Below are 22089 nucleotides of genomic sequence, written 5' to 3' on the forward strand. Positions count from 1 at the left end.
AACGCCCCAGAGGGGCGTTTTTCATGACGGCTTGGCCTGCTTGATTACTTCAGCACGACAGCGCCTTTCATCATCGAGTTGTGGCCCGGGAACGAGCAGAAGAACTGATAGCTTTCGCCAGCGGTCAGCTTCGATACATCGAAGGTCACCGAGTCTTTCTCGCCGGCACCGATGATTTTGGTGTGGGCGATGACGCGAGTGTCACCTTCTTTCAGGTAGTTCTTGTCGATGCCGGCGGCCATGCCATCGGTAGCGATGCCAGCCATGTCTGCGGTTTTGCTCAGCACCCAGTTATGACCCATGACGTTCTTCGGCAAGCTGCCGGAGTGGGCCAGGTTGACGGTGAAAGTCTTGCAGCTCTTGTCGATGGTGATTTCCTTGGTGTTGAAGGACATCTGATCGGTGGAGTCGACATCGACCTTGCACTCTGCAGCCATCAATTGGCTGCTGGCCAGTGTCAGCAGGGATACCGCTACGAGTTTGGCAAACATGGTGAATCTCCAAGGCAGGGTTAACAAAATCCGTAGGGCATAAAGACTGCCTGAAATTTCTGCAAGTGCCTATGACCTGAATCAAGAATTGTATACAACTTTCGGGCTATGACATCGATCGAAACAATTAACCGGCCAGACCTCTGGCGCGCACCTATGATCGGCGTGTCATCTCATTCTGGAGCGCCTTTCATGTCCTTCAATAGCCTGTTGTGCAGTTTGCTTGCTGCCTACGCCTGTGGTGCCAGCGGCACCTATGAAGCCCCCTACCCCTTGGAACGCCCACGGTGAGCCATTACTCTGGGGTCATCAGCGACCATGGAGTAAGGCATGTCTTTAGCGTCTGTTTGTGTATTTTGCGGCGCCAGCACCGGCACTGACCCGGTGTATTGGGAAGCAGCGATCGCCCTCGGCCAGGAGCTGGCCCGGCGCAAGCTGACGCTGGTGTATGGCGGCGGTGCTGTCGGCTTGATGGGCATCGTGGCCGATGCGGCGTTGGCGGCGGGTGGCGAAGTGATCGGGATCATCCCCGAAAGCCTGAAGAATTCGGAAATCGGCCACACTGGCCTGACGCGCCTGGAAGTGGTCGACGGCATGCACGCACGCAAGGCGCGCATGGCCGAGCTGAGCGACGCGTTTATCGCTCTGCCGGGCGGCCTCGGCACCTTTGAAGAGCTGTTCGAAGTCTGGACCTGGGGCCAGCTCGGTTACCACGGCAAACCGCTGGGGCTGCTGGAAGTGAACGGCTTTTACAGCAAACTCACTGCATTTCTTGATCATGTCGTCGGCGAAGGCTTCGTTCGCGAGCATCACCGTGACATGCTGCAATTGAGCGAATCGCCGCAGGATCTGCTGGATGCGCTGGATGCCTGGCAACCGGTGGTAGCACCAAAATGGGCCGGGCAAAAACCCAGCTAACCCTTGCCCCCGGTTTAAAGGCAGAATACGCGCCGCTCAACCTCACCTTCGACCCCAGAGGATCGCCCATGGCTAAACCTAATTACTCCTTCGCCAAACGTCAAAGAGACTTGGCCAAAGAGCAGAAGAAAGAGGAAAAGTTGCAACGCAAGAAAGCTGCCGCCGATGAAGAAGCCGGCGCACTGAACCCCGATGCAGAAGGTGAAGTGGTTGCTGATGACGCTGTTGAAGCACCGAAAGATCAGGCGCCCGACGCCTGAGACCCACAGGGTTTGATGTTCTGATCAAACCCACCGGATCTGTGTCCAGGGTCGGCAGTCATGCTGCCGACCCTCACAGGCCAGTCTGCAATATCCCAATCCCTGTGGGAGCGAGCCTGCTCTTGATAGCGGTCTGTCAGTTGCATCAATGCTGAATGTGCCGCCGTCATCGCGAGCAGGCTCGCTCCCACACTCGATCTCCATTATTCCAGCGGCATCACGGTCACCTGCACTTCCGGGTCATGGTTGCCGCCGCCCAGAATCACCCCACGCAATGGCGAGACATCGGAGAAATCCCGGCCCCAGGCCAGGGTGATGTGCTCCAGCGCCGGTTGCACGTTGTTGGTCGGGTCGAAATCGACCCAGCCCAGCACTGGGCAGAACACCGAAATCCAGGCGTGGGACGCATCGGCGCCGATCAACCGTGGCTGGCCCGGTGGTGGCTGGGTCAGCAGGTAGCCGCTGACGTAACGCGCCGCCAATCCGCGGGAGCGCAAGCAGGCGAGCATCAAATGCGCAAAGTCCTGACAGACCCCGCGCCGACGTTCCAGCACTTCTACCAGTGGCGTCGCGACCTGGGTCGCCTCGGCGTCGAAGGTGAACTCGCTGAAGATTTTCTCCATCAACGCCTGAACGCCCAGCATCAATGGACGGCCTAGCGGAAAACAGCTTTCAGAGAACTCGACGAAGCTGCTCTTCAAGTGCACATACGGCGACTCAAACCGATAGCGGCACGCATCCAGTAGCTGCGGAGCAATCGGCTGACTGCTGTAGGTCAACGCACTGCGGGTCATGTCCCAGGCCGGCGATTGATTGAAATCGCGCACTGGCCGGCTCAGCACTTCGACGGTCAGCCGGGCATTGACCAACAGTTCATCGTGAGGCCTTTCAAACGCCAGCCGGGTCAGCGGATTACCAAACACATCCAGCTCATCGCGGCGCGAAGTCGGCTCCGGGCTGATCTGCAATTGCTGATCGGTGCAACGCTGCCAGGCGCAGTGCCGAGGCCACAAATGGGCAAGCTGCTGGGCCAGGGACACCGGGCTGTCGTAGTGATAATGGGTGTCGTGGAGAATCTGGTAACGGGCGCTCATCAGACGGACACCGTGCGCTGGCTGACATCATCGACATGGGCGAAGTGCCGCAATGCGAGGCGATCAGACACCTGATTGCTGACATCGGCGATTTCTTGCAGCAGATCGGCCAGACCATCGAGGGCGGCGCGGACGCTGCTTTCACCGAACAATGCGTTCTCCAGGCAACCGAGATCGAATCGCGCCAGGCGCTCGACCAACGAAGGCAACACCGGATCGCGCGGCAGACCAAAGTCGTCGTTCAGACGCTTGACGGTCCGGGTCACCAGTTTCAGCTGGAACAATACGCCGTGAGGGTTCTGCTCATCGAGCAGCAACACATCAAGCACCGGAATCAATTGCGCCACCGCCAGGTAGCGGGAACGGTAGGTGATGCTGCTGTTGCCCAGCTCCAGCAGCCATTCCAGCCCGGCTTGATCGAAAGCCCCGGCGCCACGCAGGAACGCTGCCAGGCTGCTGCCGAGAAACTGCAGTCGCTCGATGCGCCGCCCGATCATCAAAAAGCGCCAGCCTTCGTCGCGGGTCATGTCGTCCAGCGCAAAGCCCGACAGCGCCGCGAGCGACATGACCAGACGGTTGAGGAAATCCAGCAACTCGCCAAAATCCGGCTCTTCGGTTTCCAGCTCCGCGGTATCGCGCTGCAACTCCACCAACGCCTGCCAGTTCTCTCGTGAAAGTTTGYCGCGCACCTGAGACGCCGCCCACTGCAAGCGTTGCAGGTTGGAGCGCAGGCTGAAGGCCCAGTCATCACCGCACAATGCCGTCAGCAAACGCTCGGGCAATTCACCCTCGTCGGGCAATAACAACAGGTTTTCACCGAGATCGACCGCGGCCTGCAAGGCTTGCGGATCGTCGCCGTCGACGTAACGCGTGAGCATGATCCGCAACAACCGCGCACTGTCATCGCAGCGCTCGCAATAGCGACCGAACCAGAACAGGTTTTCGACCACCCTCGACGGCAGGTAAGGATCGCGTCGCACCAGATCGTGCACACCGAGGGTTCGCTGGGCTTTCCATTGCTCGCCTATCGGCGCTCGCTCGCCCAACACCCAGGTGTCCTTGCTCGCACCACCGCGCTGCATCGACACCACTTCGGCATCGGCCTCGGCTGCAACCCGGGTCAAGCCGCCGGGCAGCACCCGATAGCCGTCCTGACTGGCCACCGCGTAAACGCGCATGCCAATGGCCCGCGGCTGCAACTGGCCGTCTTCGGCTTGCCAGATCGGCGCCTGCGACAGCTGCGCCAGTTCTTGCGCCACATAGGCATAAGGTCGTGCCTGCATGCGCTCGGCGAGGTCATGGCGCTGTTTTTCACTCAAGTCACGCCCTAATACCGAGGCAAAACTCTGCGAGGGGAATGCCGGTTTGATCAGCAGCTCAGGCATTTTCTCCAGGGCCTGGGCCAACACCGGAGGCTCGCCACACCACCAGGTGGCAATGGACGGCAGGATCAGCTCTTCGCCGAACAGGAATTGATTGATCTTCGGCAAAAAGCCCAACAGCCCCGGCGACTCCAGTACGCCACTGCCCAGGGCATTGGCCACCAGCACCCGTCCCTGTCGCACCGCGTCAAGCAGGCCCGGTACGCCGAGCGCCGAGTCGGTGCGCAACTCCAGTGGATCGCAGAAGTCGTCGTCGAGCCGGCGCATGATCGCGTGAACCCGACGCAAACCGCTGAGGGTTTTCAGGTAAACCGTGGCATCGCGCACGGTCAGGTCACCGCCTTCAACCAGTGGATAACCCAATTGGCGAGCCAGGTACAGGTGCTCGAAATAGCTCTCGTTGAATCGCCCCGGCGTCAGCAACACCACCAGCGGCACTTCATCGGCACTCGGCGCTTGGCGCGCGAGGGTTTCCTGCAAAGTGCGGAAGAACCCGGCCAAATGCTGCACCTGCAAATCACGGTACAACTCCGGAAAGGCCCGCGACACGATAGTGCGGTTTTCCAGCGCGTAACCGGCACCGGACGGCGCTTGAGTCCGGTCCGCCGTCACCCACCAACGCCCATCCGGCGTGCGCGCCAGATCTACCGCGTACAGATGCAAAAAGACCCCGTCCGGCGGTTGGATGCCCTGACAGGGCCAGAGGAAATTGTTATGACCGAATACCAGTTCTGCCGGCAGCAGGCCTTCGGCAATCAAGCGCTGCGGGCCATACAGGTCCGCCAATACCGCGTTGAGCAAACGTGCGCGCTGGGCGATCCCGGCAGACAACTGCTGCCACTCATCAGCCGCCATCACATGGGGCAGCAGGTCCAGTTCCCATGGACGATCAGCGCCTTTGGGGTCAGCGTAAACATTGTAGGTGACGCCGTTTTCCTGAATCTGCCGTGTCAGCAAGGCTTGCCGTTGCAGCAGTTGCGTCGGCGTACTGCGTTGCAACTGATCGAACAGCCGTCGCCAGTGCGGGCGCACAGCGCCGCTATCGTCGAGCAACTCGTGATAGGTGCCCGGCGTAAGCGGGTAACGGTCAAGCAGGTCAGGCATGGAAAGCTCGGCAGGTGCTCAGGAAAAGTCAGATTAACTCACAAACGCTGCAAATATCATGTGGGAGCGGGCTTGCTCGCGAAGAGGCCGGTACATCCAACATCAACGCTGACTGAACCACCGCTTTCGCGAGCAAGCCCGCTCCCACATTGGTTTTTTGTTGTTGCAGCACCGCATTCACTCATTTCTTTTCGCAAACCGTCGCAAATCGAGCGTCATCGGCAACTCGTCGTTAAGGGTCAGCGTTGGTACCGGCAAGGTTCCCGGGCTATGGCCGAGGCGGAAGAAGCGCGCCATCCGCCGGCTCTCGGCCTCATTGGCGTTTACCGGCAGGCTGTCGTAATTGCGCCCGCCCGGATGCGCGACGTGGTACTGACAACCGCCCAGCGAGCGTTGCATCCAGGTATCGAGCAGATCGAACACCAGCGGCGCGTGCACCGGAATGGTCGGTTGCAGGCAGTTCGCCGGTTGCCAGGCGCGAAACCGCACGCCGGCAACAAACTCGCCGACCCGCCCGGTCGGTTGCAGCGGTACCGGGATACCGTTGCAGGTCAGCATGTAACGCTGCGGCGCCAGGCCTGTGAGCTTGACCTGCAAACGCTCCAGCGACGAGTCGACATAACGCACCGTGCCGCCGGCCGAGCCCTCCTCACCCAGCACATGCCAAGGCTCCAGCGCCTGACGCAGTTCCAGCTCGATGCCGCTGACCGCGTAATCGCCGACTTTGGGAAAGCGGAATTCCAGATGCGCCGCAAACCACTCGGCGCGCAGTGCATAGCCGGCGGCGTTGAGGTCGACGATCACATCGGCGAAGTCCTGCTCGATAAAGTGCGGCAGCAGGAAACGGTCGTGCAACTCGGTGCCCCACCGCGCCAGCTTGGCCGGTGCATACGGCTCGCGCCAGAAACGCGCCACCAGCGCCCGCAACAACAATTGCTGAGCCAGGCTCATGCGCGCATGGGGTGGCATTTCAAAGGCGCGCAGCTCCAGCAGACCGAGGCGCCCGGTCGCACCATCCGGCGAATAGAGTTTGTCGATGCAGAACTCGGCACGGTGGGTGTTGCCCGTGACGTCGATCAGCAGGTTGCGCAGCAAGCGGTCCACCAGCCATGGCGCGCACTCTTCGCCGGGCTTCGGCATCTGCGCGAAGGCGATTTCCAGCTCGTACAACGCATCGTTGCGCGCTTCGTCCACCCGCGGGGCCTGGGAAGTCGGGCCGATGAAAAGACCGGAAAACAGGTAGGACAGCGACGGGTGGTTATGCCAGTAGCTGATCAGACTGCGCAACAGATCCGGACGCCGCAGAAACGGTGAGTCGGCCGGCGTCGCACCACCGAGAACAAAATGGTTACCGCCGCCGGTGCCGGTGTGCCGACCGTCGATCATGAATTTCTCGGTGGTCAGCCGGGTCTGGCGCGCCTCTTCGTAGAGGAATTCGGTGCGCTCCACCAGCTCGTCCCAACTGGCGGACGGCTGCACGTTGACTTCGATGACGCCGGGGTCGGGCGTAATACGGAAGTTGCTCAGGCGTGGATCGCTCGGCGGTTCATAACCTTCCAGCAACACCGGGCAATGCAGTTCCTCGGCGGTGGCTTCGATGGCGCTGACCAGCTCGAGGTAATCCTCGACGCGTTCCAGTGGCGGCATGAACAGGTACAACCGCCCTTCCCGAGCCTCGGCGCAGAGCGCGGTGCGGGTCAGCCAATCGGCGGACTGGTCGACTTTCGGTGTGCGCTCATCGATGGTGGCCGGCTCGCCATGGGCCTGCAAACTGGCGGCGTCGGGCAGCTCCGGCAAATCCTGATTCGGATCGACCGGGTGCACGAATGGATACTCTGCCGCCGTCACCCACGGTTGCGAAGCCAGCGGCAAGCGATAGCCCAGTGGTGAATCTCCCGGCACCAGTCGGCAATGACTGTCACGCAGGTACCAGCGACCGCTCTGCCATTGATCGCCCTTGGCCGTGCGCGCCAGCGGCAGTACCTGGCCAATCACCTTGTCCAGACCTTGGCTGAAGACCTTGTGCAGGCGCGCGCGCTCGAGTTCGTCGCTCAGCCGTGAGTCTTCAGCGCTGACGTTGACCGGCAACGCACCTTCGCGCCAGAGGTAATAGAGGTTGTCTTCGTAGGCCGGAAACACGAAGCGCGTGGGCAGTTTCAATCGCTCGGCGACACTCGCCAGAAAATGCCCGGCCAACTTGCCATCGGCGCCGTAGTCTTGCTGCTCATCGGCAATCAGCGCGCTGTTGTTCCAGATCGGCACGCCATCTCGCCGCCAGTAGCAGTTCAGCGACCAGCGCGGCAGTTGCTCGCCGGGATACCACTTGCCCTGGCCAAAATGCACCAGGCCCTTGGGTCCGTAATGCTTGCGCATGCGCTGGAACAGCTCGGCGGACAGCCGCCGCTTGTCTGGCCCGAGCGCGGCGGTGTTCCACTCGGCAGCGTCCGGGTCGTCGATGGAGACAAACGTCGGCTCGCCGCCCATGGTCAGGCGCACGTCGCCCTCTTGCAGGTCGACGTCGATCTGCCGGCCCAGCGCCTGGATCGCCAGCCACTGGTCTTCAGTGTAGGGTTTGGTAACGCGTGGGGCCTCCCAAATCCGCTCGACCGACATTTCGTGGCTGAATTCACACTCGCACGGTTCGACCAGGCCACTGATCGGCGCCGCCGAGGACGGATCGGGACTACAGGCCAACGGAATATGCCCTTCGCCGGCAAACAGTCCAGAAGTCGCATCCAGGCCGATCCAGCCGGCGCCGGGCAGATAAACCTCACACCAGGCGTGCAAGTCGGTGAAGTCGACCTCGGTGCCAGAAGGGCCGTCGAGGCTTTTGACGTCAGCGGTGAGCTGGATCAGGTAACCGGAAACAAATCGCGCCGCCAGCCCGAGGTTGCGCAGCAGTTGCACCAGTAACCAGGCCGAATCGCGGCAAGAACCCGACGCGTGTTCGAGGGTGTATTCCGGGGTTTGCACGCCCGGTTCCATGCGAATCAGGTAGCCGATGTCTTCACTCAGGCGCTGGTTGAGGGCCACCAGAAAATCCACGGCGGGCAGCGGCGTGCGGTCGATGCCGTCAAGGTAGGCCTTGAACGTCGGTGTCAGCGGCAGGGTTTCCAGGTACGGCGCCAGCTCGCGCTGTTCATCGGCGGCATAGGCGAAGGGAATTTTTTCCGCATAGGGCTCAAGGAAAAAATCGAACGGGTTGAACACCGCCATCTCGGCCAGCAGATCGACTTCGATCCGCAGCTCCGTGGTTTTCTCAGGAAATACCAACCGCGCCAGGTAATTGCCCTGGGGGTCTTGCTGCCAATTGATGAAGTGTTGCTCTGGCGACACTTTCAACGCATAGGAAAGAATCCGCGTACGGCTATGGGCCGCCGGGCGCAAGCGAACGATCTGCGGACCGAGCTCGACAGCGCGGTCGTAGCGGTAATGCGTAACGTGGTGCAACGCGACATGAATCGACACGGCGGCCTCCTGCGAGCCAGGGCATGGAAACAAAGCGCGCAAGACTTATGCCAGAGCGGCGGTCATTGCGCTTTATCGTAAGCCCCCGTGCAGCGCAGCACCAAAGCGGCGCCAAGGTGGGTGCCGTGGTGCGAGGGTTGCACATATTTGTGGCGAGTGTGCGAGGGTGGGTCGTGAATCTATCCAGTCAACGGGCGTCGCGCCTGGCAATCACGGCTTCGCGCAGATGGCGCACTTCAAGCAGCTTCTGGCGCATTTCGCGGTGGCGTTTGCTGTTGAGCAACAACAATCCCAATAACGGGAAGAGCACTGCCGAGCCATAGACCAGCACGTGGAGGTGGTACTGAATCATCGGCAATACGAACAGCAGGCAACATCCCAGGTAACCCGCCACCAGGGCAGTGGCCCACGGGCGTCCGCGCGCAATCATCACGTTGCCAAACACTATCACTGCAACCAGCACCAGTATGGCAAGCCCGGAGTAGCTGGATTTGAGCTCTGGATCAACGCCGCGCAAATATGTCACGCCCGCCAGGGAAACAGCAGACGACCCGGAAAAAATCGCCATGAATATTGTCCCCATGAACACCGGGAAATAGCGGGCGAGATAGCGCGTCAATGGAGGAAAATCGTTCATTTCATTCTCCGGGGCTTGCGGTCGGCAAGGGCAGCCTGGCGCTTTTTGCGAAGCATCACGAGTTGACGGCACATTTCGCGATGGCGCTGACTATTCAGCAACAACATCCCAAGCAAGGGAAACAGCAGGCCAGTTACATAAGCCGCCATATGCGGCCGGTAGCCGTAGATAGACAGGACTGTCAGAAAGCACACAGCGTAGAAAGCGACAATGGCCGCACCGAGAGAATCCCGGACTTGTGTCACAGTGGCGTGGTTGATTTCACTTTCGATGCGCTGGCGCGCCATGAACTGGGAGCGGTTGGAGTCCATGCCGATGCCGAGCAGGGGGCCGCTCATGGGTGTTCGTCCTTGAAGTGGATAGTGGCCATGCCGGCCTTATCGCGGGCAAGCCCGGCTTGTATGTTTAGACCTGAAGGGGTGGGTGGTGAAAGCACCCAGATGACGAGCCGTGGTACCTATCGGTTTTTATGCTGGGCTTTTAATGCCTGCCGAAGATGGCGGATTTCCACGAGCTTAATACGCATATCTCGCTGAACGGCACTGTTGAGTATCAATAGGCCAAACAGCGGAAAAACCAAAGCAAGGCCATAAAGAACGGCGTGGGGTTTGTACTGAATCATTGGAAGCACAAACAAAAAGCACGCGAAGTAAATACCCACCGTTACCCACACCCAAGACGGTCGCCCCCGCAAAATCATGAAATTGCTGTGGACCGTTAACAGGGTCAGAAACGCTCCGGCAAGCATGATTGAAAAGCCCAAACCTCCAGCGAGAGGAGCATCACGAAAATAGGTCGCAAAGGAAAGCGCGGTAGCGAAACCCAAGGAAAAATAGGCCGCAAATACACCACCGATAAAAGTAAGGAAGTAGTGCCTGAAAAAATCACGAAGCGTCATCAGCTCGCTCATTCGCCGACTTCCYCATACAACCCCAATGCGATGGTTTTTACGTTGCCCGTATAAGCACTCCCACCAAAGCCCGCCGTTGCGCCTAAGGCATCTTTAATTTGGGTCTTGGTGCTGTGCTTAAGTTGAGTCGGGGTAAAACGCTTGGGCAGCTCGCCCGTCAATTGCTTGAGCTTGAGCATCTTCGATGTCAGGCGGAGGTCATTGATGGTCAACAGTTCTTTGTTGATTTCATTCTCGATGCGCTGGCGCGCCATGAACTGGGAGCGGTTGGAGTCCATGCCGATGCCAGGCAGGGGGTTGCTCATGGGTGTTCTTCCTTGAAGTAGATAGTGGCCATGCTGGCCTCATCGCGGGCAAGCCCGGCTCCCACATCTGGAATGCATTCCCCTGTGGGAGCTGGCTTGCCTGCGATGGCAATTAATGGGCGCCACCTTAACAAACAAGTTCTCCAGCGCCTATAAAGCAAAACGCCAGCACGAGGCTGGCGTTTTGCTTGCTAGGCTGCGATCAACGCGGCACGACTGGCTTGCGCAGGCTTTGGCCCTTTGCCTTTGGCGGCGCCTGTTGGTTACGGGCAAACGCCGCGGCCTTGGCCTGTTCACGCTTGTCCCACGGGTTACCTCCATCGCTGGCACGCGGCGGCAATCTATCCAGTCAACGGGCGTTGTGCTTGGCAATCACGGCTTCGCGCAGATGGCGCACTTCGAGCAGCTTCTGGCGCATTTCGCGGTGGCGTTTGCTGTTGAGCAACAGTAGCGCCAGCAGCGGAAACAGCAAAGTCACGGCATAAATCAGAGGGTGCGGCCCATATGCGATGGCGGGCAATACTCCGAGAAAACAAATGGCCAATAGCGCCACCAGCGGCCGTACCCAATTCGGATGCCCCCGCGCGATCATGAAATTACAGTGCACGATGACCAGGGTGAGCGCGATGCCACCCAGGAAGGTGTACTTGGCACTGTCGGCCATGGAAAGGTTCTGAAAATAGCTTTCGAAAAACAACGGGACCGCAAAGACCAGGGTGAAGACAGAGGCAAATATCGCTCCCATGAAGACCGGGAAGTAGCGGGCGAGATAGCGCGTCAATGGAGGAAAATCGTTCATTTCATTCTCCGGGGCTTGCGGTCGGCAAGGGCAGCCTGGCGCTTTTTGCGAATCATCACGAGTTGACGGCGCATTTCGCGATGGCGCTGACTATTCAGCAACAACATCCCGAGCAAGGGAAACAGCAGGCCAGTTACATAAGCCGCCATATGCGGCCGGTAACCGTAGGTAGGCAGGACTGTCAGAAAGCACACAGCGTAGAAAGCGACAATGACCCAACTTCCCCAAGTGCGCCCTCTGATCATGACGAAATGGCTGAACGCCAAGAGCAGCCCCAGCCCAACCGCCGCCAGAAAAGAATAACGCGCACGCTCTGGATCACTGCGAAAATAGGTACTCGAGGCCAATGAGATGGCCGCGGAAAGGGAAAAGCAGGCGAGAAAGAATGCACAGATGAACGTAGGGAAATACTGAGCCAAAAAAGCGCTCAACGAACCTTGGCGCTCCATCATTCAAGCGCCTTATACAAACCTACCGCGACGGTACGAATGTTTCCCGACAAAGCGCTCCCGAAAATACCAATGGCCGCACCGAGAGAATCCCGGATTTGCGTCACAGTGGCGTGGCTGATTTCACTCTCGATGCGCTGGAGCGCCATGAGCTGGGAGCGGTTGGAGTCCATGCCGATGCCGAGCAGGGGGCTGCTCATGGGTGTTCGTCCTTGAAATGGAGGGTGGTCATGCCGGCCTCATCGCGGGCAAGCCCGGCTCACACATCTGGAATGCGTTCCCCTGTGGGAGCTGACCTGCCTGCGATGGCAATTAATGGGCGCCACCTTAACAAACAAGCTCTCCACCGCCTACAAAGCAAAACGCCAGCACGAGGCTGGCGTTTTGCTTGCTAGGCTGCGATCAACGCGGCACGACTGGCTTGCGCGCAGGTTTTGGCCCTTTGCCTTTGGCGGCGTCCTTGCGTTCCTTCGCGGCCTGTTGGTTGCGGGCGAACGCCGCGGCCTTGGCCTGTTCACGCTTGTCCCACGGGTTACCGCCATCGCTGGCACGCGGCGGCAAGCCGGTGTGTTGCGTGAGGATCTTGGTGGTCTTTTCGCCAGCCACTTTATGGCTTCCGGCTGGCGTCGAGTTCTTGCGACGGGCGCTCTGGTAACTGTCGGTGGCCGGCTGGTGCAGCGGGATCAGCTGGTTCTTGCCCGGCCCGATCAAGTCGGCGCGGCCCATGCGGGTCAACGCTTCACGCAACATCGGCCAGCCTTTCGGATCGTGATAACGCAAGAACGCCTTGTGCAGACGACGCTGCTCTTCGCTCTTGACGATGGTCACGGCATCGCTCTTGTAGGTGACCTTGCGCAGCGGGTTCTTGCCCGAGTGATACATGGCGGTGGCGGTGGCCATCGGCGACGGGTAGAACGCCTGCACCTGGTCCGCACGGAAACCGTTGCCCTTGAGCCACAAGGCCAGGTTCATCATGTCTTCGTCGGTGGTGCCGGGGTGGGCGGCGATGAAGTACGGAATCAGGTACTGCTCTTTCCCGGCTTCCTTGGAGTACTTCTCGAACATCCGCTTGAACTTGTCATAGCTGCCGATGCCCGGCTTCATCATCTGGTTGAGCGGACCTTCCTCGGTATGTTCCGGGGCGATCTTCAGGTAGCCGCCGACGTGGTGGGTCACCAGCTCCTTGACGTACTCCGGCGACTCGACCGCGAGGTCGTAACGCAGGCCGGAGGCGATCAGGATCTTCTTCACACCCGGCAAGGCACGGGCGCTGCGATACAGCTGGATCAGCGACGAGTGGTCGGTGTTGAGGTTCGGGCAAATGCCGGGGAACACGCACGACGGCTTGCGGCACGCGGATTCGATTTCCGGGCTCTTGCAGGCAATGCGGTACATGTTCGCGGTCGGCCCACCGAGGTCGGAGATCACGCCGGTAAAGCCTGGCACTTTGTCACGGATCTCTTCGATCTCGCGAATGATCGACTCTTCGGAGCGGTTCTGGATAATCCGGCCTTCGTGCTCGGTAATCGAGCAGAAGGTACAGCCGCCGAAGCAGCCGCGCATGATGTTCACCGAGAAACGGATCATCTCGTAGGCCGGGATCTTCTCCTTGCCATACGCCGGGTGCGGAATACGGGCGTAAGGCATGCCGAACACGTAGTCCATTTCTTCGGTGGTCATTGGAATCGGTGGCGGGTTGAACCAGACATCGACTTCGCCATGCTTCTGAACCAGCGCGCGGGCGTTGCCCGGGTTGGTTTCCAGGTGCAGCACGCGGTTGGCGTGGGCGTACAGAACGGCGTCGTTTCGAACCTTTTCTACCGACGGCAGACGGATCACGGTCTTGTCACGGGTCATCCGCGGGCTTGCCAGGATTTGTACAACTTTGGCTTCCTGCGGGTCCTCGACCGGGCCCTTTTCCTGCTCGATGGCGCAGGCCTGAGTGTCCTGGGTGTTGACGTACGGGTTGATGATCTTGTCGATCTTGCCCGGACGGTCAATGCGCGTGGAGTCGACTTCGTACCAGCCTTGCGGCGTATCACGACGAATGAACGCGGTGCCGCGCACGTCGGTGATGTCTTCGATCTTGTGACCGTAGGACAGACGCTGGGCAACTTCGACGATCGCCCGCTCGGCGTTGCCGTACAGGAGGATGTCGGCGCAGGCGTCGATCAGGATCGAGTTGCGCACCCGGTCCTGCCAGTAATCGTAGTGCGCGATACGACGCAGGGAAGCTTCGATGCCACCGAGGACAATCGGCACGTTCTTGTAGGCTTCCTTGCAGCGCTGGCTGTAAACCAGGCTGGCGCGATCCGGACGTTTGCCCGCCAGGCCACCAGGGGTGTAGGCGTCATCGGAACGGATTTTCTTGTCGGCGGTGTAGCGGTTGATCATCGAGTCCATGTTGCCGGCCGCGACACCGAAAAACAGGTTCGGCTCGCCGAGCTTCATGAAGTCGTCTTTGGACTGCCAGTTTGGCTGGGCAATGATCCCGACGCGAAAGCCCTGGGACTCCAGCAGCCGGCCGATGATTGCCATGCCAAACGACGGGTGGTCAACGTACGCATCACCGGTGACGATGATGATGTCGCAGGAATCCCAGCCGAGCTGATCCATCTCCTCCCTGCTCATTGGCAGGAATGGCGCTGGTCCGAAACATTCGGCCCAGTACTTGGGATAGTCAAATAACGGCTTGGCTGTTTGCATGACGATGACCGGTGTTGAGATGAAAAATCGCGGGCGCGGAATATAGCACAAAATTTAACCAATTCCGACGGCTATGGTCGGAAATTGGTGTCGCCCCTATCGCGAGCAGGCTCGCTCCCACAGAGGAACGCATTCCAGGGTGGGAGCGAGCCTGCTCGCGAAGGGGCCAACTCAGACGACAAATAACTTACTCGTCGTCGTCGAAGTTATAGCTGCCCGGCGCGAGGTTTTCGAATCGGGTGTATTTACCGATGAAGGCCAGGCGGATAAAGCCGATCGGGCCGTTCCGCTGCTTACCGATGATGATCTCGGCGATGCCTTTATGCTCGGTCTCCGGGTGATACACCTCGTCCCGGTACACGAACATGATGACGTCGGCGTCCTGCTCGATCGCTCCGGATTCCCGCAAGTCGGAGTTCACTGGCCGCTTGTTCGGCCGCTGTTCGAGGGAACGGTTGAGCTGGGACAACGCCACTACCGGACAGTTGAACTCCTTGGCCAGGGCTTTCAGGGAACGGGAGATCTCGGAAATCTCGTTGGTCCGGTTGTCGCCGCTGGAACCCGGGATCTGCATCAGTTGCAGGTAGTCGATCATGATCAGACCGATCTCACCGTGTTCGCGCACCAGACGACGGGTCCGCGCACGCATTTCCGACGGGCTGATGCCGGCGGTATCGTCGATGAACAGCTTGCGATCGTTGAGCAGGTTGACCGCCGAGGTCAGGCGCGGCCAATCGTCGTCTTCCAGGCGACCGGCCCGGACCTTGGTCTGGTCGATCCGGCCCAGCGACGACAACATACGCATGATCAGCGATTCGCCTGGCATCTCGAGCGAGTAAACCAGTACGGCCTTCTCGCTACGCAACACGGCGTTCTCCACCAGGTTCATCGCAAAGGTGGTTTTACCCATCGATGGACGGCCGGCGACGATGATCAGGTCAGACGGTTGCAGGCCGCTGGTCTTCTCGTCGAGGTCAGTGTAACCGGTCGACAGGCCGGTGATGGCGTTGTCGGTGTTGAACAAGGTATCGATGCGGTCGATGGCCTTGGTCAACAGGTCATTGACGCTCACCGGGCCGCCGGTTTTCGGTCGGGCCTCGGCGATCTGGAAGATCTGCCGTTCGGCCTCATCAAGAATTTCGGCAGCGGTGCGGCCTTCCGGGTTGAAGGCGCTGTCGGCGATTTCGGTGCTGATACCGATCAACTGGCGCAGGGTCGCCCGCTCACGAACGATCGCGGCATAGGCCTTGATGTTGGCGACCGATGGCGTGTTTTTCGCCAGCTCACCCAGGTATCCAAGACCGCCGACTTGCGAGGTCTGACCTTCCTTGTCCAATTGCTCGGCCAGGGTCACGACGTCGATCGGCATGTTCTGATCGGCCAGCTTGGCGATCGCACGGAAGATCAGGCGGTGGTCATGTCGATAGAAATCACCGTCCGAGACCTGATCAAGCACGCGCTCCCAGGCGTTGTTGTCCAGCATCAGACCACCGAGCACGGCCTGTTCGGCCTCGATGGAATGCGGCGGCACTTTCAGCGCGGCGGTTTGCAGATCGTATTGCTCAGGAGCGGAGATATCGTTCATGGCCACTTGGGTTCTTTAGGAAAAGCAGGGGTTGTAAAAAATCAGGAACTGCAGAAAGACAAAGGGCACGACCTGTAAACAGGATCGTGCCCGATGTTACCGGCAAGCACCCAAGGGTGCCAGCCGACAAGTACTTCTTAAGCTGCTACCACGACAACGCGTACGGTGGCTTCAACTTCAGCGTGCAGGTGCACGGCTACGTCGAATTCGCCTACGTTGCGGATGGTGCCGTTCGGCAGACGAACTTCGCTTTTTGCAACTTCAACGCCAGAGGCGGTCAGTGCATCAGCGATGTCGTGGGTGCCGATCGAACCGAACAGCTTGCCTTCGTCACCGGCGGTGGCAGTGATAGTCACTTCCAGCTCAGCCAGTTGGGCAGCGCGGTTTTCAGCCGAAGTTTTACGGTCTGCTGCGGCTTTTTCCAGCTCAGCGCGACGCTCTTCGAACGCAGCCAGGTTGGCAGCGGTCGCAGCGGTCGCTTTGCCGTAAGGCAGCAGGTAGTTACGACCGTAACCAGCCTTAACGTTCACTTTGTCACCCAGGTTGCCCAGGTTGGTGACTTTTTCCAGAAGGATCAGTTGCATGTGAAAATCCTCTTAACTTTTAACCTTCACCGTTCGCGCTATCGACGTCTTTCGGCGTCAAACGACCGCGAAAATCAATCAGGCTGTCGACAATGGCCAGGACCACCAGCAACGGATAGATCAGCTGCATAAACAGCAACAGCGTTACGTACAACCCCACCAGCCAAAACCTGGCCAGTCGCTTTTCAGCCACCAGCCCATGTATCAGGGCCAGCCCGGCGAACACCAGCGGTACGCTGCACAACGGCGTCAACATGGCCAGCTGGGAACCGAAGTTCGGCCCCAGAAGCATGCACGCCAGCAGCAACATCGCCGGCCCCAGCGGGATTCGGATGGCGCGAAACTCGCGACCAAAACCACCGGGGTTGTACAACAACGCCTGCCAGTAGCGCCCGACAATCAGGCTCAGCACACTGACGATTTGCAACAAGGCCGCTATCAGGCCGGTCAGGACCGGGGCAATCAGGGCGGCGAGACGCGCTCGCTCCTCTACCGACAATTGCTGGTAGAGGTCACCGAGGGCCAGCGGCAGGATCTTTACCAGTTCCTGCGACAGCATCTCGATCTGAGGGCGGTACGCCGCACCCAGCACCACTGAAAACACCAATCCCATCGCTATGCTGACCAGCAGCACGCGGTTCCAGGACTCACTTGCGCGCAAAACCAACGCAAGGCCCGAAGACCCCAGCAACACCATGAGTGCGCGTGGATCATCGGAATACAGCCACCAGATCAATGCCGGCAGTATTCCCAGAGCAAGAACGCCCAGGGCGTCCTTCAATCCGCGCCGCAGCAGCACAAGGCTCCCGGCGGCAGCACCCAACCAGTACAACAACGGCAATGCCGCGCATCCAGCCACTACGAGAGTGGCCTGCATACGACCGCGCATGATGAACTCAGCTATGGCGCGCATGCATTCAATCCTTTGCTACGTGTCGACTGCCCGGTCTCAGCGGCCGTGGCTGTCGGTGTAGGCCAGCAGGGCCAGGAAGCGGGCGCGCTTGATAGCGGTGGCCAGCTGACGCTGATAACGTGCTTTGGTACCGGTGATGCGGCTTGGAACGATTTTGCCGGTCTCGGATACGTAAGCTTTCAGAGTGTTGAGATCTTTGTAATCGATCTCTTTCACGTCTTCAGCGGTGAAGCGGCAGAATTTACGACGACGGAAGAAACGTGCCATGTAATAGGCTCCTCAAAAGGTCCGTGGATTACTCGTCAGCGTTATCGCTGTTGTCGCTGTCATCACTGTCAACGCCTTCAGCGTCGGAGTGCTCAGGACGGTCGCGACGCTCACGGCGCTCACTGCGGTTTTCTTCAGCCTTGAGCATCTCGGATTGGCCGGTAACGGCTTCTTCGCGACGGATGACCAGGTTACGGATCACTGCATCGTTGTAGCGGAAGTTGTCTTCCAGCTCGGCCAGGGCCTTGCCAGTGCACTCAACGTTCAGCATCACGTAGTGAGCCTTGTGAACATTGTTGATTGCGTAGGCCAGTTGACGACGGCCCCAATCTTCCAGACGGTGGATTTTGCCGCCGTCTTCTTCGATCAGCTTGGTGTAACGCTCAACCATGCCGCCGACTTGCTCGCTTTGATCCGGGTGGACCAAAAAGATGATTTCGTAATGACGCATGAATGCTCCTTACGGGTTGTAGCCTGCCGCTCAAAAGCGGTCAGACAAGGAGTGAATGACACTTATGGACTTGCCGGCGATGGACACATGCGTGCCTGCCGTCACAGCAAGGGGCGCAATTGTAGAGAAGGGACAGAAGCGGCGCAAGGCAATTGGTGATTATTTGAACAGTTCGTTCACACCCACCATTTTTGCTTCGCCGCAAAACACTGTGGGAGCGGGCTTGCTCGCTCCCACATTTTAGATCTGCAGCAGATCAGGACTTCTTGGCGGTCGCGGCGGCTTTGACGCCGCGCTGGCGCAAGGCTTCGAACAGGCACACCCCGGTAGCCACGGAAACGTTGAGGCTGCTGACGCTGCCCGCCATCGGCAAACGCACCAGATAGTCGCAAAGATCACGCGTCAGGCGGCGCATCCCGCTGCCTTCCGCGCCCATGATCAGGATGGTCGGGCCGGTCAGGTCCTGCTGATACAGATCCTGTTCAGCCTCCCCCGCCGTACCGACAACCCACAAGCCACGCTGCTTGAGCTTTTCCAGGGTGCGCGCCAGGTTGGTCACGGCCACCAACGGAATCACTTCCGCAGCACCACAGGCGACTTTACGCACAGTCGGAGTCAGGGTGGCCGACTTGTCCTTAGGAACGATCACTGCCAAGGCACCCGCCGCATCGGCAGAACGCAGGCAAGCACCGAGGTTGTGCGGATCGGTCACGCCGTCGAGCACCAACAGGAGCGGCGCGCCTTCGGTACGGTCGAGCAACTCGTCGAGCATTGCCTCGCCCCAAACCTGGCTCGGACTCACTTCCGCCACCACGCCCTGGTGCACACCTTCAACCCAGGCATCCAGCTCACGACGCTCGGCCTGACCGACCGCAACGCGGTTTTCACTGGCCAGCTCGATCAGCGTCTGAACGCGCGGATCACTGCGGCCTTCGGCCAGCCAGATCTGCTTGACGCGTTTCGGGTGGTGACGCAGCAACGCTTCTACGGCATGCACGCCATAGATTTTTTCCAACTGACTCATGACTTGGCCTTAGGTTTACGCGCCCCGCCGCTTTTGGCTGGAGCCGAGCCCGCTTTTGGCGGGCCTTTACGGTGTTTACTTGGTTTGGCTGGTTTGCCGCCGGAGGCCTTTTCAGGCGCCGACCGCCCGGTCTTTCCCCCAGACGCCGCTTTACCGCCGCTCTTCGCTTCGGCCAGCAACGCCTGTTTCATTTCACGACTTCTGCGTACTTCGGCGTTTTTCGCTGCGGCATCGCTCGGGCGATAGGCCTCGACGACCTTTTCCTTCGCCGGACCACGACGACCGGTTTTGGCCGGTGCCGGCTCAGCAGCAGTCTTGGCGGCAGGCGCCGAGGTTTCTGCACCACGCTTCTTGCGGCCAATCGGCGCGCTGATGGTTTTTTCAGCCATCTCGAAGTCGATCTTGCGCTCGTCCAGGTCAACCCGCATCACGCGCACTTCGACGGTATCGCCGAGGCGGAAGCTGCGGCCGGTACGCTCACCGGCCAGGCGGTGATGCACAGGGTCGAAGTGGTAGTAGTCGCCCGGCAAAGCGGTCACATGGACCAGACCTTCGACGTAGATATCAGTCAGCTCGACGAACAGGCCAAAACCGGTCACCGCGGTGATCACACCCGGGAACGACTCGCCCACGCGATCTTTCATGAATTCGCACTTGAGCCAATTCACCACGTCGCGGGTCGCTTCGTCGGCACGGCGCTCGCTCATCGAGCACTGCTCGCCAAGCTGCTCCAGTGCCGCTTCGTCGTACGGATAGATGCGCGCTTTCGGAATAGTCATCGCCCCGGCACGACGCACGTGTGGCGTGTCTTGCTTGGAGTGGATGACACTGCGAATCGCCCGGTGCGTGAGCAAGTCCGGGTAACGGCGAATCGGCGAGGTGAAGTGGGTATAGGCTTCGTAATTCAGGCCGAAGTGGCCCTGGTTATCGGCGCTGTACACCGCCTGGCTCAACGAGCGCAGCATGACGGTCTGGATCAGGTGGAAATCCGGGCGATCCTTGATCCCGGCCAGCAACGCCTGGTAATCCWTCGGCGTCGGGCCGTCCTTGCCTTTGTGCAGGGACAGGCCCAGCTCGCCGAGGAAGGCGCGGAGTTTTTCCAGACGCTCCGGTGGCGGACCATCGTGAACCCGGTACAGCGCAGGAATTTCGTGTTTTTTCAGGAACTCGGCGGTGGCCACGTTGGCCGCCAGCATGCATTCCTCGATCAGCTTGTGCGCGTCGTTGCGTACGGTCGGACGGATTTCGGCAATCTTGCGCTCGGAACCGAAGATGATTCGGGTTTCCTGCGTTTCGAAATCGATCGCACCACGCACGTGACGAGCCGCCAGCAACACCTTGTACAGCGAGTAGAGCTGCTTGAGATGCGGCACCACGTCGGTGTATTCGCCACGAAGCTGACGAGCTTCGGTGGTTTTCGGTTGCTCCAGCATCGCGCTGACCTTGTTGTAGGTCAGGCGGGCGTGGGAGTGAATTACTGCTTCATAGAAGCAGTAGTCGGTCATCTCACCGGTTTTGGAGATGGTCATCTCGCAAACCATGGCCAGGCGATCGACATGCGGGTTCAGCGAGCACAGGCCGTTGGACAGTTGCTCAGGCAGCATCGGCACTACGCGCTCGGGGAAGTACACCGAGTTGCCGCGCACCTGGGACTCGGCATCCAGCGCCGAACCGATCTTCACGTAGCTGGAAACGTCGGCAATCGCCACGTACAACTTCCAGCCGCCGGAGAACAGCCGCAGCTTGCCCGGTTTCGCTTCGCAGTAGACCGCGTCATCGAAGTCGCGGGCATCTTCGCCGTCGATGGTGACGAACGGCAGGTGACGCAGGTCGATGCGCTTCTCTTTGTCTTTCTCTTCGACTTCCGGCTTGAGCTTGGCGGCTTCCTTGAGCACCGCTTCCGGCCAGACGTGAGGAATGTCGTAGGTCCGCAGGGCAATATCGATTTCCATGCCCGGCGCCATGTAGTTGCCGACCACTTCCACCACGTCGCCTTGCGGCTGGAAGCGCGGGGTCGGCCAGTGCGTGATCTTCACTTCAACGAATTGGCCGATCTTGGCGTTGGCGTTACGACCCGGGGTGACCAGCACTTCCTGCTGGATCTTCGGGTTGTCGGCCACCACAAAGCCGATGCCGCCTTCTTCGAAGTAACGACCGACGATGCTCTCGTGAGCACGCGAGACCACTTCGACGATCACGCCTTCGCGGCGACCACGACGGTCCAGACCGGAAACCCGTGCCAGCGCACGGTCGCCGTCGAACACCAGGCGCATCTGCGCCGGGCTCATGAACAGGTCATCACTGCCATCGTCCGGGATCAGGAAGCCGAAGCCGTCACGGTGACCGCTGATGCGGCCCAGGATCAGGTCGAGCTTGTCTACCGGCGCGTAAGTGCCGCGACGGGTATAGATCAGTTGAGCATCGCGCTCCATGGCGCGCAGGCGGCGGCGCAGGGCTTCGATCTGGTCTTCTGTGGTCAGACCAAACTCTTCGACCAGTTGCTCGCGGTTAGCAGGCGAACCCCGATCAGCAAGGTGCTGAAGGATCAGTTCGCGGCTAGGAATAGGGTTTTCATATTTTTCCGCTTCACGAGCGGCCTCGGGATCGAGGGACTGCCAATCGGCCATTAGAGAGTTTTCACCTTGTCTATATGCGGGTTAGTTTGGCATAGGCGTAATGAAACGGGAAATTTCAGGCTCCTGGAGACCCTAAAAGTCCCTTCCTCCGCCTGGAAAGACAGCA

The 22089-nt window shown here is 59.7% G+C and carries 19 protein-coding genes and 2 pseudogenes; 2 read left to right on the forward strand and 19 right to left on the reverse strand.

Annotated features, from left to right (window positions below):
- Positions 1-44 precede the first annotated feature (44 nt).
- A complete protein-coding gene (azu, locus tag AC1DHT_RS20615; RefSeq protein WP_427538274.1) occupies positions 45-491 on the reverse strand; it encodes an azurin in 447 nt (148 codons plus the stop codon).
- A 330-nt stretch (positions 492-821) separates the two neighbouring features.
- Here azu and AC1DHT_RS20620 point away from each other — a divergent pair, with 330 nt between their 5' ends.
- Positions 822-1409 (forward strand): LOG family protein, encoded by a 588-nt coding sequence (locus tag AC1DHT_RS20620; protein WP_477761445.1) that lies wholly within the window; start codon positions 822-824, stop codon positions 1407-1409.
- A gap of 68 nt (positions 1410-1477) precedes the next feature.
- A complete protein-coding gene (locus AC1DHT_RS20625) occupies positions 1478-1669 on the forward strand; it encodes a hypothetical protein (RefSeq protein ID WP_019691520.1) in 192 nt (63 codons plus the stop codon).
- A 203-nt stretch (positions 1670-1872) separates the two neighbouring features.
- Here the strand turns inward: AC1DHT_RS20625 and AC1DHT_RS20630 are convergent, their stop codons facing one another.
- The 18 genes and pseudogenes from AC1DHT_RS20630 to rnr form a co-directional block, all read right to left on the reverse strand.
- A complete protein-coding gene (locus tag AC1DHT_RS20630) occupies positions 1873-2763 on the reverse strand; it encodes a transglutaminase family protein (RefSeq protein WP_427538277.1) in 891 nt (296 codons plus the stop codon).
- Complete coding sequence (locus AC1DHT_RS20635) at positions 2763-5249, reverse strand: circularly permuted type 2 ATP-grasp protein (protein WP_477761446.1); 2487 nt, start codon at positions 5247-5249, stop codon at positions 2763-2765. The genes AC1DHT_RS20630 and AC1DHT_RS20635 overlap by 1 nt, the downstream gene beginning before the upstream one ends.
- A gap of 177 nt (positions 5250-5426) precedes the next feature.
- Positions 5427-8717: a transglutaminase family protein gene (locus AC1DHT_RS20640; RefSeq protein ID WP_427538283.1), complete on the reverse strand. Its 3291-nt coding sequence runs from the start codon at positions 8715-8717 to the stop codon at positions 5427-5429.
- A 187-nt stretch (positions 8718-8904) separates the two neighbouring features.
- Positions 8905-9354: a hypothetical protein gene (locus AC1DHT_RS20645; RefSeq protein ID WP_427538286.1), complete on the reverse strand. Its 450-nt coding sequence runs from the start codon at positions 9352-9354 to the stop codon at positions 8905-8907.
- On the reverse strand, positions 9351-9692 hold the full coding sequence (locus AC1DHT_RS20650; RefSeq protein ID WP_427538302.1) for a hypothetical protein: 342 nt from the start codon (positions 9690-9692) through the stop codon (positions 9351-9353). The genes AC1DHT_RS20645 and AC1DHT_RS20650 overlap by 4 nt, the downstream gene beginning before the upstream one ends.
- Before the next feature lie 119 nt (positions 9693-9811).
- A complete protein-coding gene (locus AC1DHT_RS20655) occupies positions 9812-10264 on the reverse strand; it encodes a hypothetical protein (protein WP_347928749.1) in 453 nt (150 codons plus the stop codon).
- Positions 10261-10494 (reverse strand): annotated as a pseudogene (locus tag AC1DHT_RS20660) (NAD synthetase); the annotation flags it as partial. The pseudogene AC1DHT_RS20660 and the gene AC1DHT_RS20655, both read right to left, overlap by 4 nt.
- A 424-nt stretch (positions 10495-10918) precedes the next feature.
- Positions 10919-11368 (reverse strand): hypothetical protein, encoded by a 450-nt coding sequence (locus tag AC1DHT_RS20665; protein WP_427538289.1) that lies wholly within the window; start codon positions 11366-11368, stop codon positions 10919-10921.
- Positions 11365-11820, reverse strand: coding sequence for a hypothetical protein (locus AC1DHT_RS20670; RefSeq protein WP_427538292.1), 456 nt, complete (start codon positions 11818-11820; stop codon positions 11365-11367). The genes AC1DHT_RS20665 and AC1DHT_RS20670 overlap by 4 nt, the downstream gene beginning before the upstream one ends.
- A pseudogene (locus AC1DHT_RS20675) lies at positions 11817-11936 on the reverse strand (NAD synthetase); the annotation flags it as partial. The pseudogene AC1DHT_RS20675 and the gene AC1DHT_RS20670, both read right to left, overlap by 4 nt.
- A 283-nt stretch (positions 11937-12219) precedes the next feature.
- Positions 12220-14523 carry a YgiQ family radical SAM protein gene (locus AC1DHT_RS20680; protein ID WP_429539044.1) on the reverse strand — a complete coding sequence of 768 codons (2304 nt, stop codon included), beginning with the start codon at positions 14521-14523 and terminating at the stop codon, positions 12220-12222.
- 187 nt (positions 14524-14710) lie between these two features.
- Positions 14711-16108 carry a replicative DNA helicase gene (dnaB, locus tag AC1DHT_RS20685; protein WP_427534445.1) on the reverse strand — a complete coding sequence of 466 codons (1398 nt, stop codon included), beginning with the start codon at positions 16106-16108 and terminating at the stop codon, positions 14711-14713.
- Between the two features lie 137 nt (positions 16109-16245).
- Complete coding sequence (gene rplI, locus AC1DHT_RS20690; RefSeq protein ID WP_008157007.1) at positions 16246-16692, reverse strand: 50S ribosomal protein L9; 447 nt, start codon at positions 16690-16692, stop codon at positions 16246-16248.
- Between the two features lie 19 nt (positions 16693-16711).
- Positions 16712-17605, reverse strand: a complete 894-nt coding sequence (locus AC1DHT_RS20695) for a YybS family protein (RefSeq protein ID WP_054595363.1) — start codon at positions 17603-17605, stop codon at positions 16712-16714.
- Positions 17606-17641: 36 nt separating this feature from the next.
- On the reverse strand, positions 17642-17872 hold the full coding sequence (gene rpsR, locus AC1DHT_RS20700) for a 30S ribosomal protein S18 (RefSeq protein WP_002551829.1): 231 nt from the start codon (positions 17870-17872) through the stop codon (positions 17642-17644).
- A gap of 28 nt (positions 17873-17900) precedes the next feature.
- On the reverse strand, positions 17901-18323 hold the full coding sequence (gene rpsF, locus AC1DHT_RS20705) for a 30S ribosomal protein S6 (RefSeq protein WP_007939579.1): 423 nt from the start codon (positions 18321-18323) through the stop codon (positions 17901-17903).
- 256 nt (positions 18324-18579) lie between these two features.
- Positions 18580-19347, reverse strand: coding sequence for a 23S rRNA (guanosine(2251)-2'-O)-methyltransferase RlmB (gene rlmB / locus AC1DHT_RS20710; RefSeq protein WP_054595361.1), 768 nt, complete (start codon positions 19345-19347; stop codon positions 18580-18582).
- Complete coding sequence (rnr, locus tag AC1DHT_RS20715) at positions 19344-21974, reverse strand: ribonuclease R (protein ID WP_477761447.1); 2631 nt, start codon at positions 21972-21974, stop codon at positions 19344-19346. The genes rlmB and rnr overlap by 4 nt, the downstream gene beginning before the upstream one ends.
- Between the last annotated feature and the right edge of the window lie 115 nt (positions 21975-22089).

It is taken from the genome of Pseudomonas sp. 05N432, from assembly GCF_056396945.1.

Bases quoted from the DNA above. Each gene is read 5' to 3' on its own strand.
- azu (WP_427538274.1), bottom strand. From the start codon at position 491: ATGTTTGCCAAACTCGTAGCGGTATCCCTGCTGACACTGGCCAGCAGC.
- AC1DHT_RS20620 (WP_477761445.1), top strand. From the start codon at position 822: ATGTCTTTAGCGTCTGTTTGTGTATTTTGCGGCGCCAGCACCGGCACT.
- AC1DHT_RS20625 (WP_019691520.1), top strand. From the start codon at position 1,478: ATGGCTAAACCTAATTACTCCTTCGCCAAACGTCAAAGAGACTTGGCC.
- AC1DHT_RS20630 (WP_427538277.1), bottom strand. From the start codon at position 2,763: ATGAGCGCCCGTTACCAGATTCTCCACGACACCCATTATCACTACGAC.
- AC1DHT_RS20645 (WP_427538286.1), bottom strand. From the start codon at position 9,354: ATGAACGATTTTCCTCCATTGACGCGCTATCTCGCCCGCTATTTCCCG.
- AC1DHT_RS20650 (WP_427538302.1), bottom strand. From the start codon at position 9,692: ATGAGCGGCCCCCTGCTCGGCATCGGCATGGACTCCAACCGCTCCCAG.
- AC1DHT_RS20655 (WP_347928749.1), bottom strand. From the start codon at position 10,264: ATGAGCGAGCTGATGACGCTTCGTGATTTTTTCAGGCACTACTTCCTT.
- AC1DHT_RS20665 (WP_427538289.1), bottom strand. From the start codon at position 11,368: ATGAACGATTTTCCTCCATTGACGCGCTATCTCGCCCGCTACTTCCCG.
- AC1DHT_RS20670 (WP_427538292.1), bottom strand. From the start codon at position 11,820: ATGATGGAGCGCCAAGGTTCGTTGAGCGCTTTTTTGGCTCAGTATTTC.
- AC1DHT_RS20680 (WP_429539044.1), bottom strand. From the start codon at position 14,523: ATGCAAACAGCCAAGCCGTTATTTGACTATCCCAAGTACTGGGCCGAA.
- dnaB (WP_427534445.1), bottom strand. From the start codon at position 16,108: ATGAACGATATCTCCGCTCCTGAGCAATACGATCTGCAAACCGCCGCG.
- rplI (WP_008157007.1), bottom strand. From the start codon at position 16,692: ATGCAACTGATCCTTCTGGAAAAAGTCACCAACCTGGGCAACCTGGGT.
- AC1DHT_RS20695 (WP_054595363.1), bottom strand. From the start codon at position 17,605: ATGCGCGCCATAGCTGAGTTCATCATGCGCGGTCGTATGCAGGCCACT.
- rpsR (WP_002551829.1), bottom strand. From the start codon at position 17,872: ATGGCACGTTTCTTCCGTCGTCGTAAATTCTGCCGCTTCACCGCTGAA.
- rpsF (WP_007939579.1), bottom strand. From the start codon at position 18,323: ATGCGTCATTACGAAATCATCTTTTTGGTCCACCCGGATCAAAGCGAG.
- rlmB (WP_054595361.1), bottom strand. From the start codon at position 19,347: ATGAGTCAGTTGGAAAAAATCTATGGCGTGCATGCCGTAGAAGCGTTG.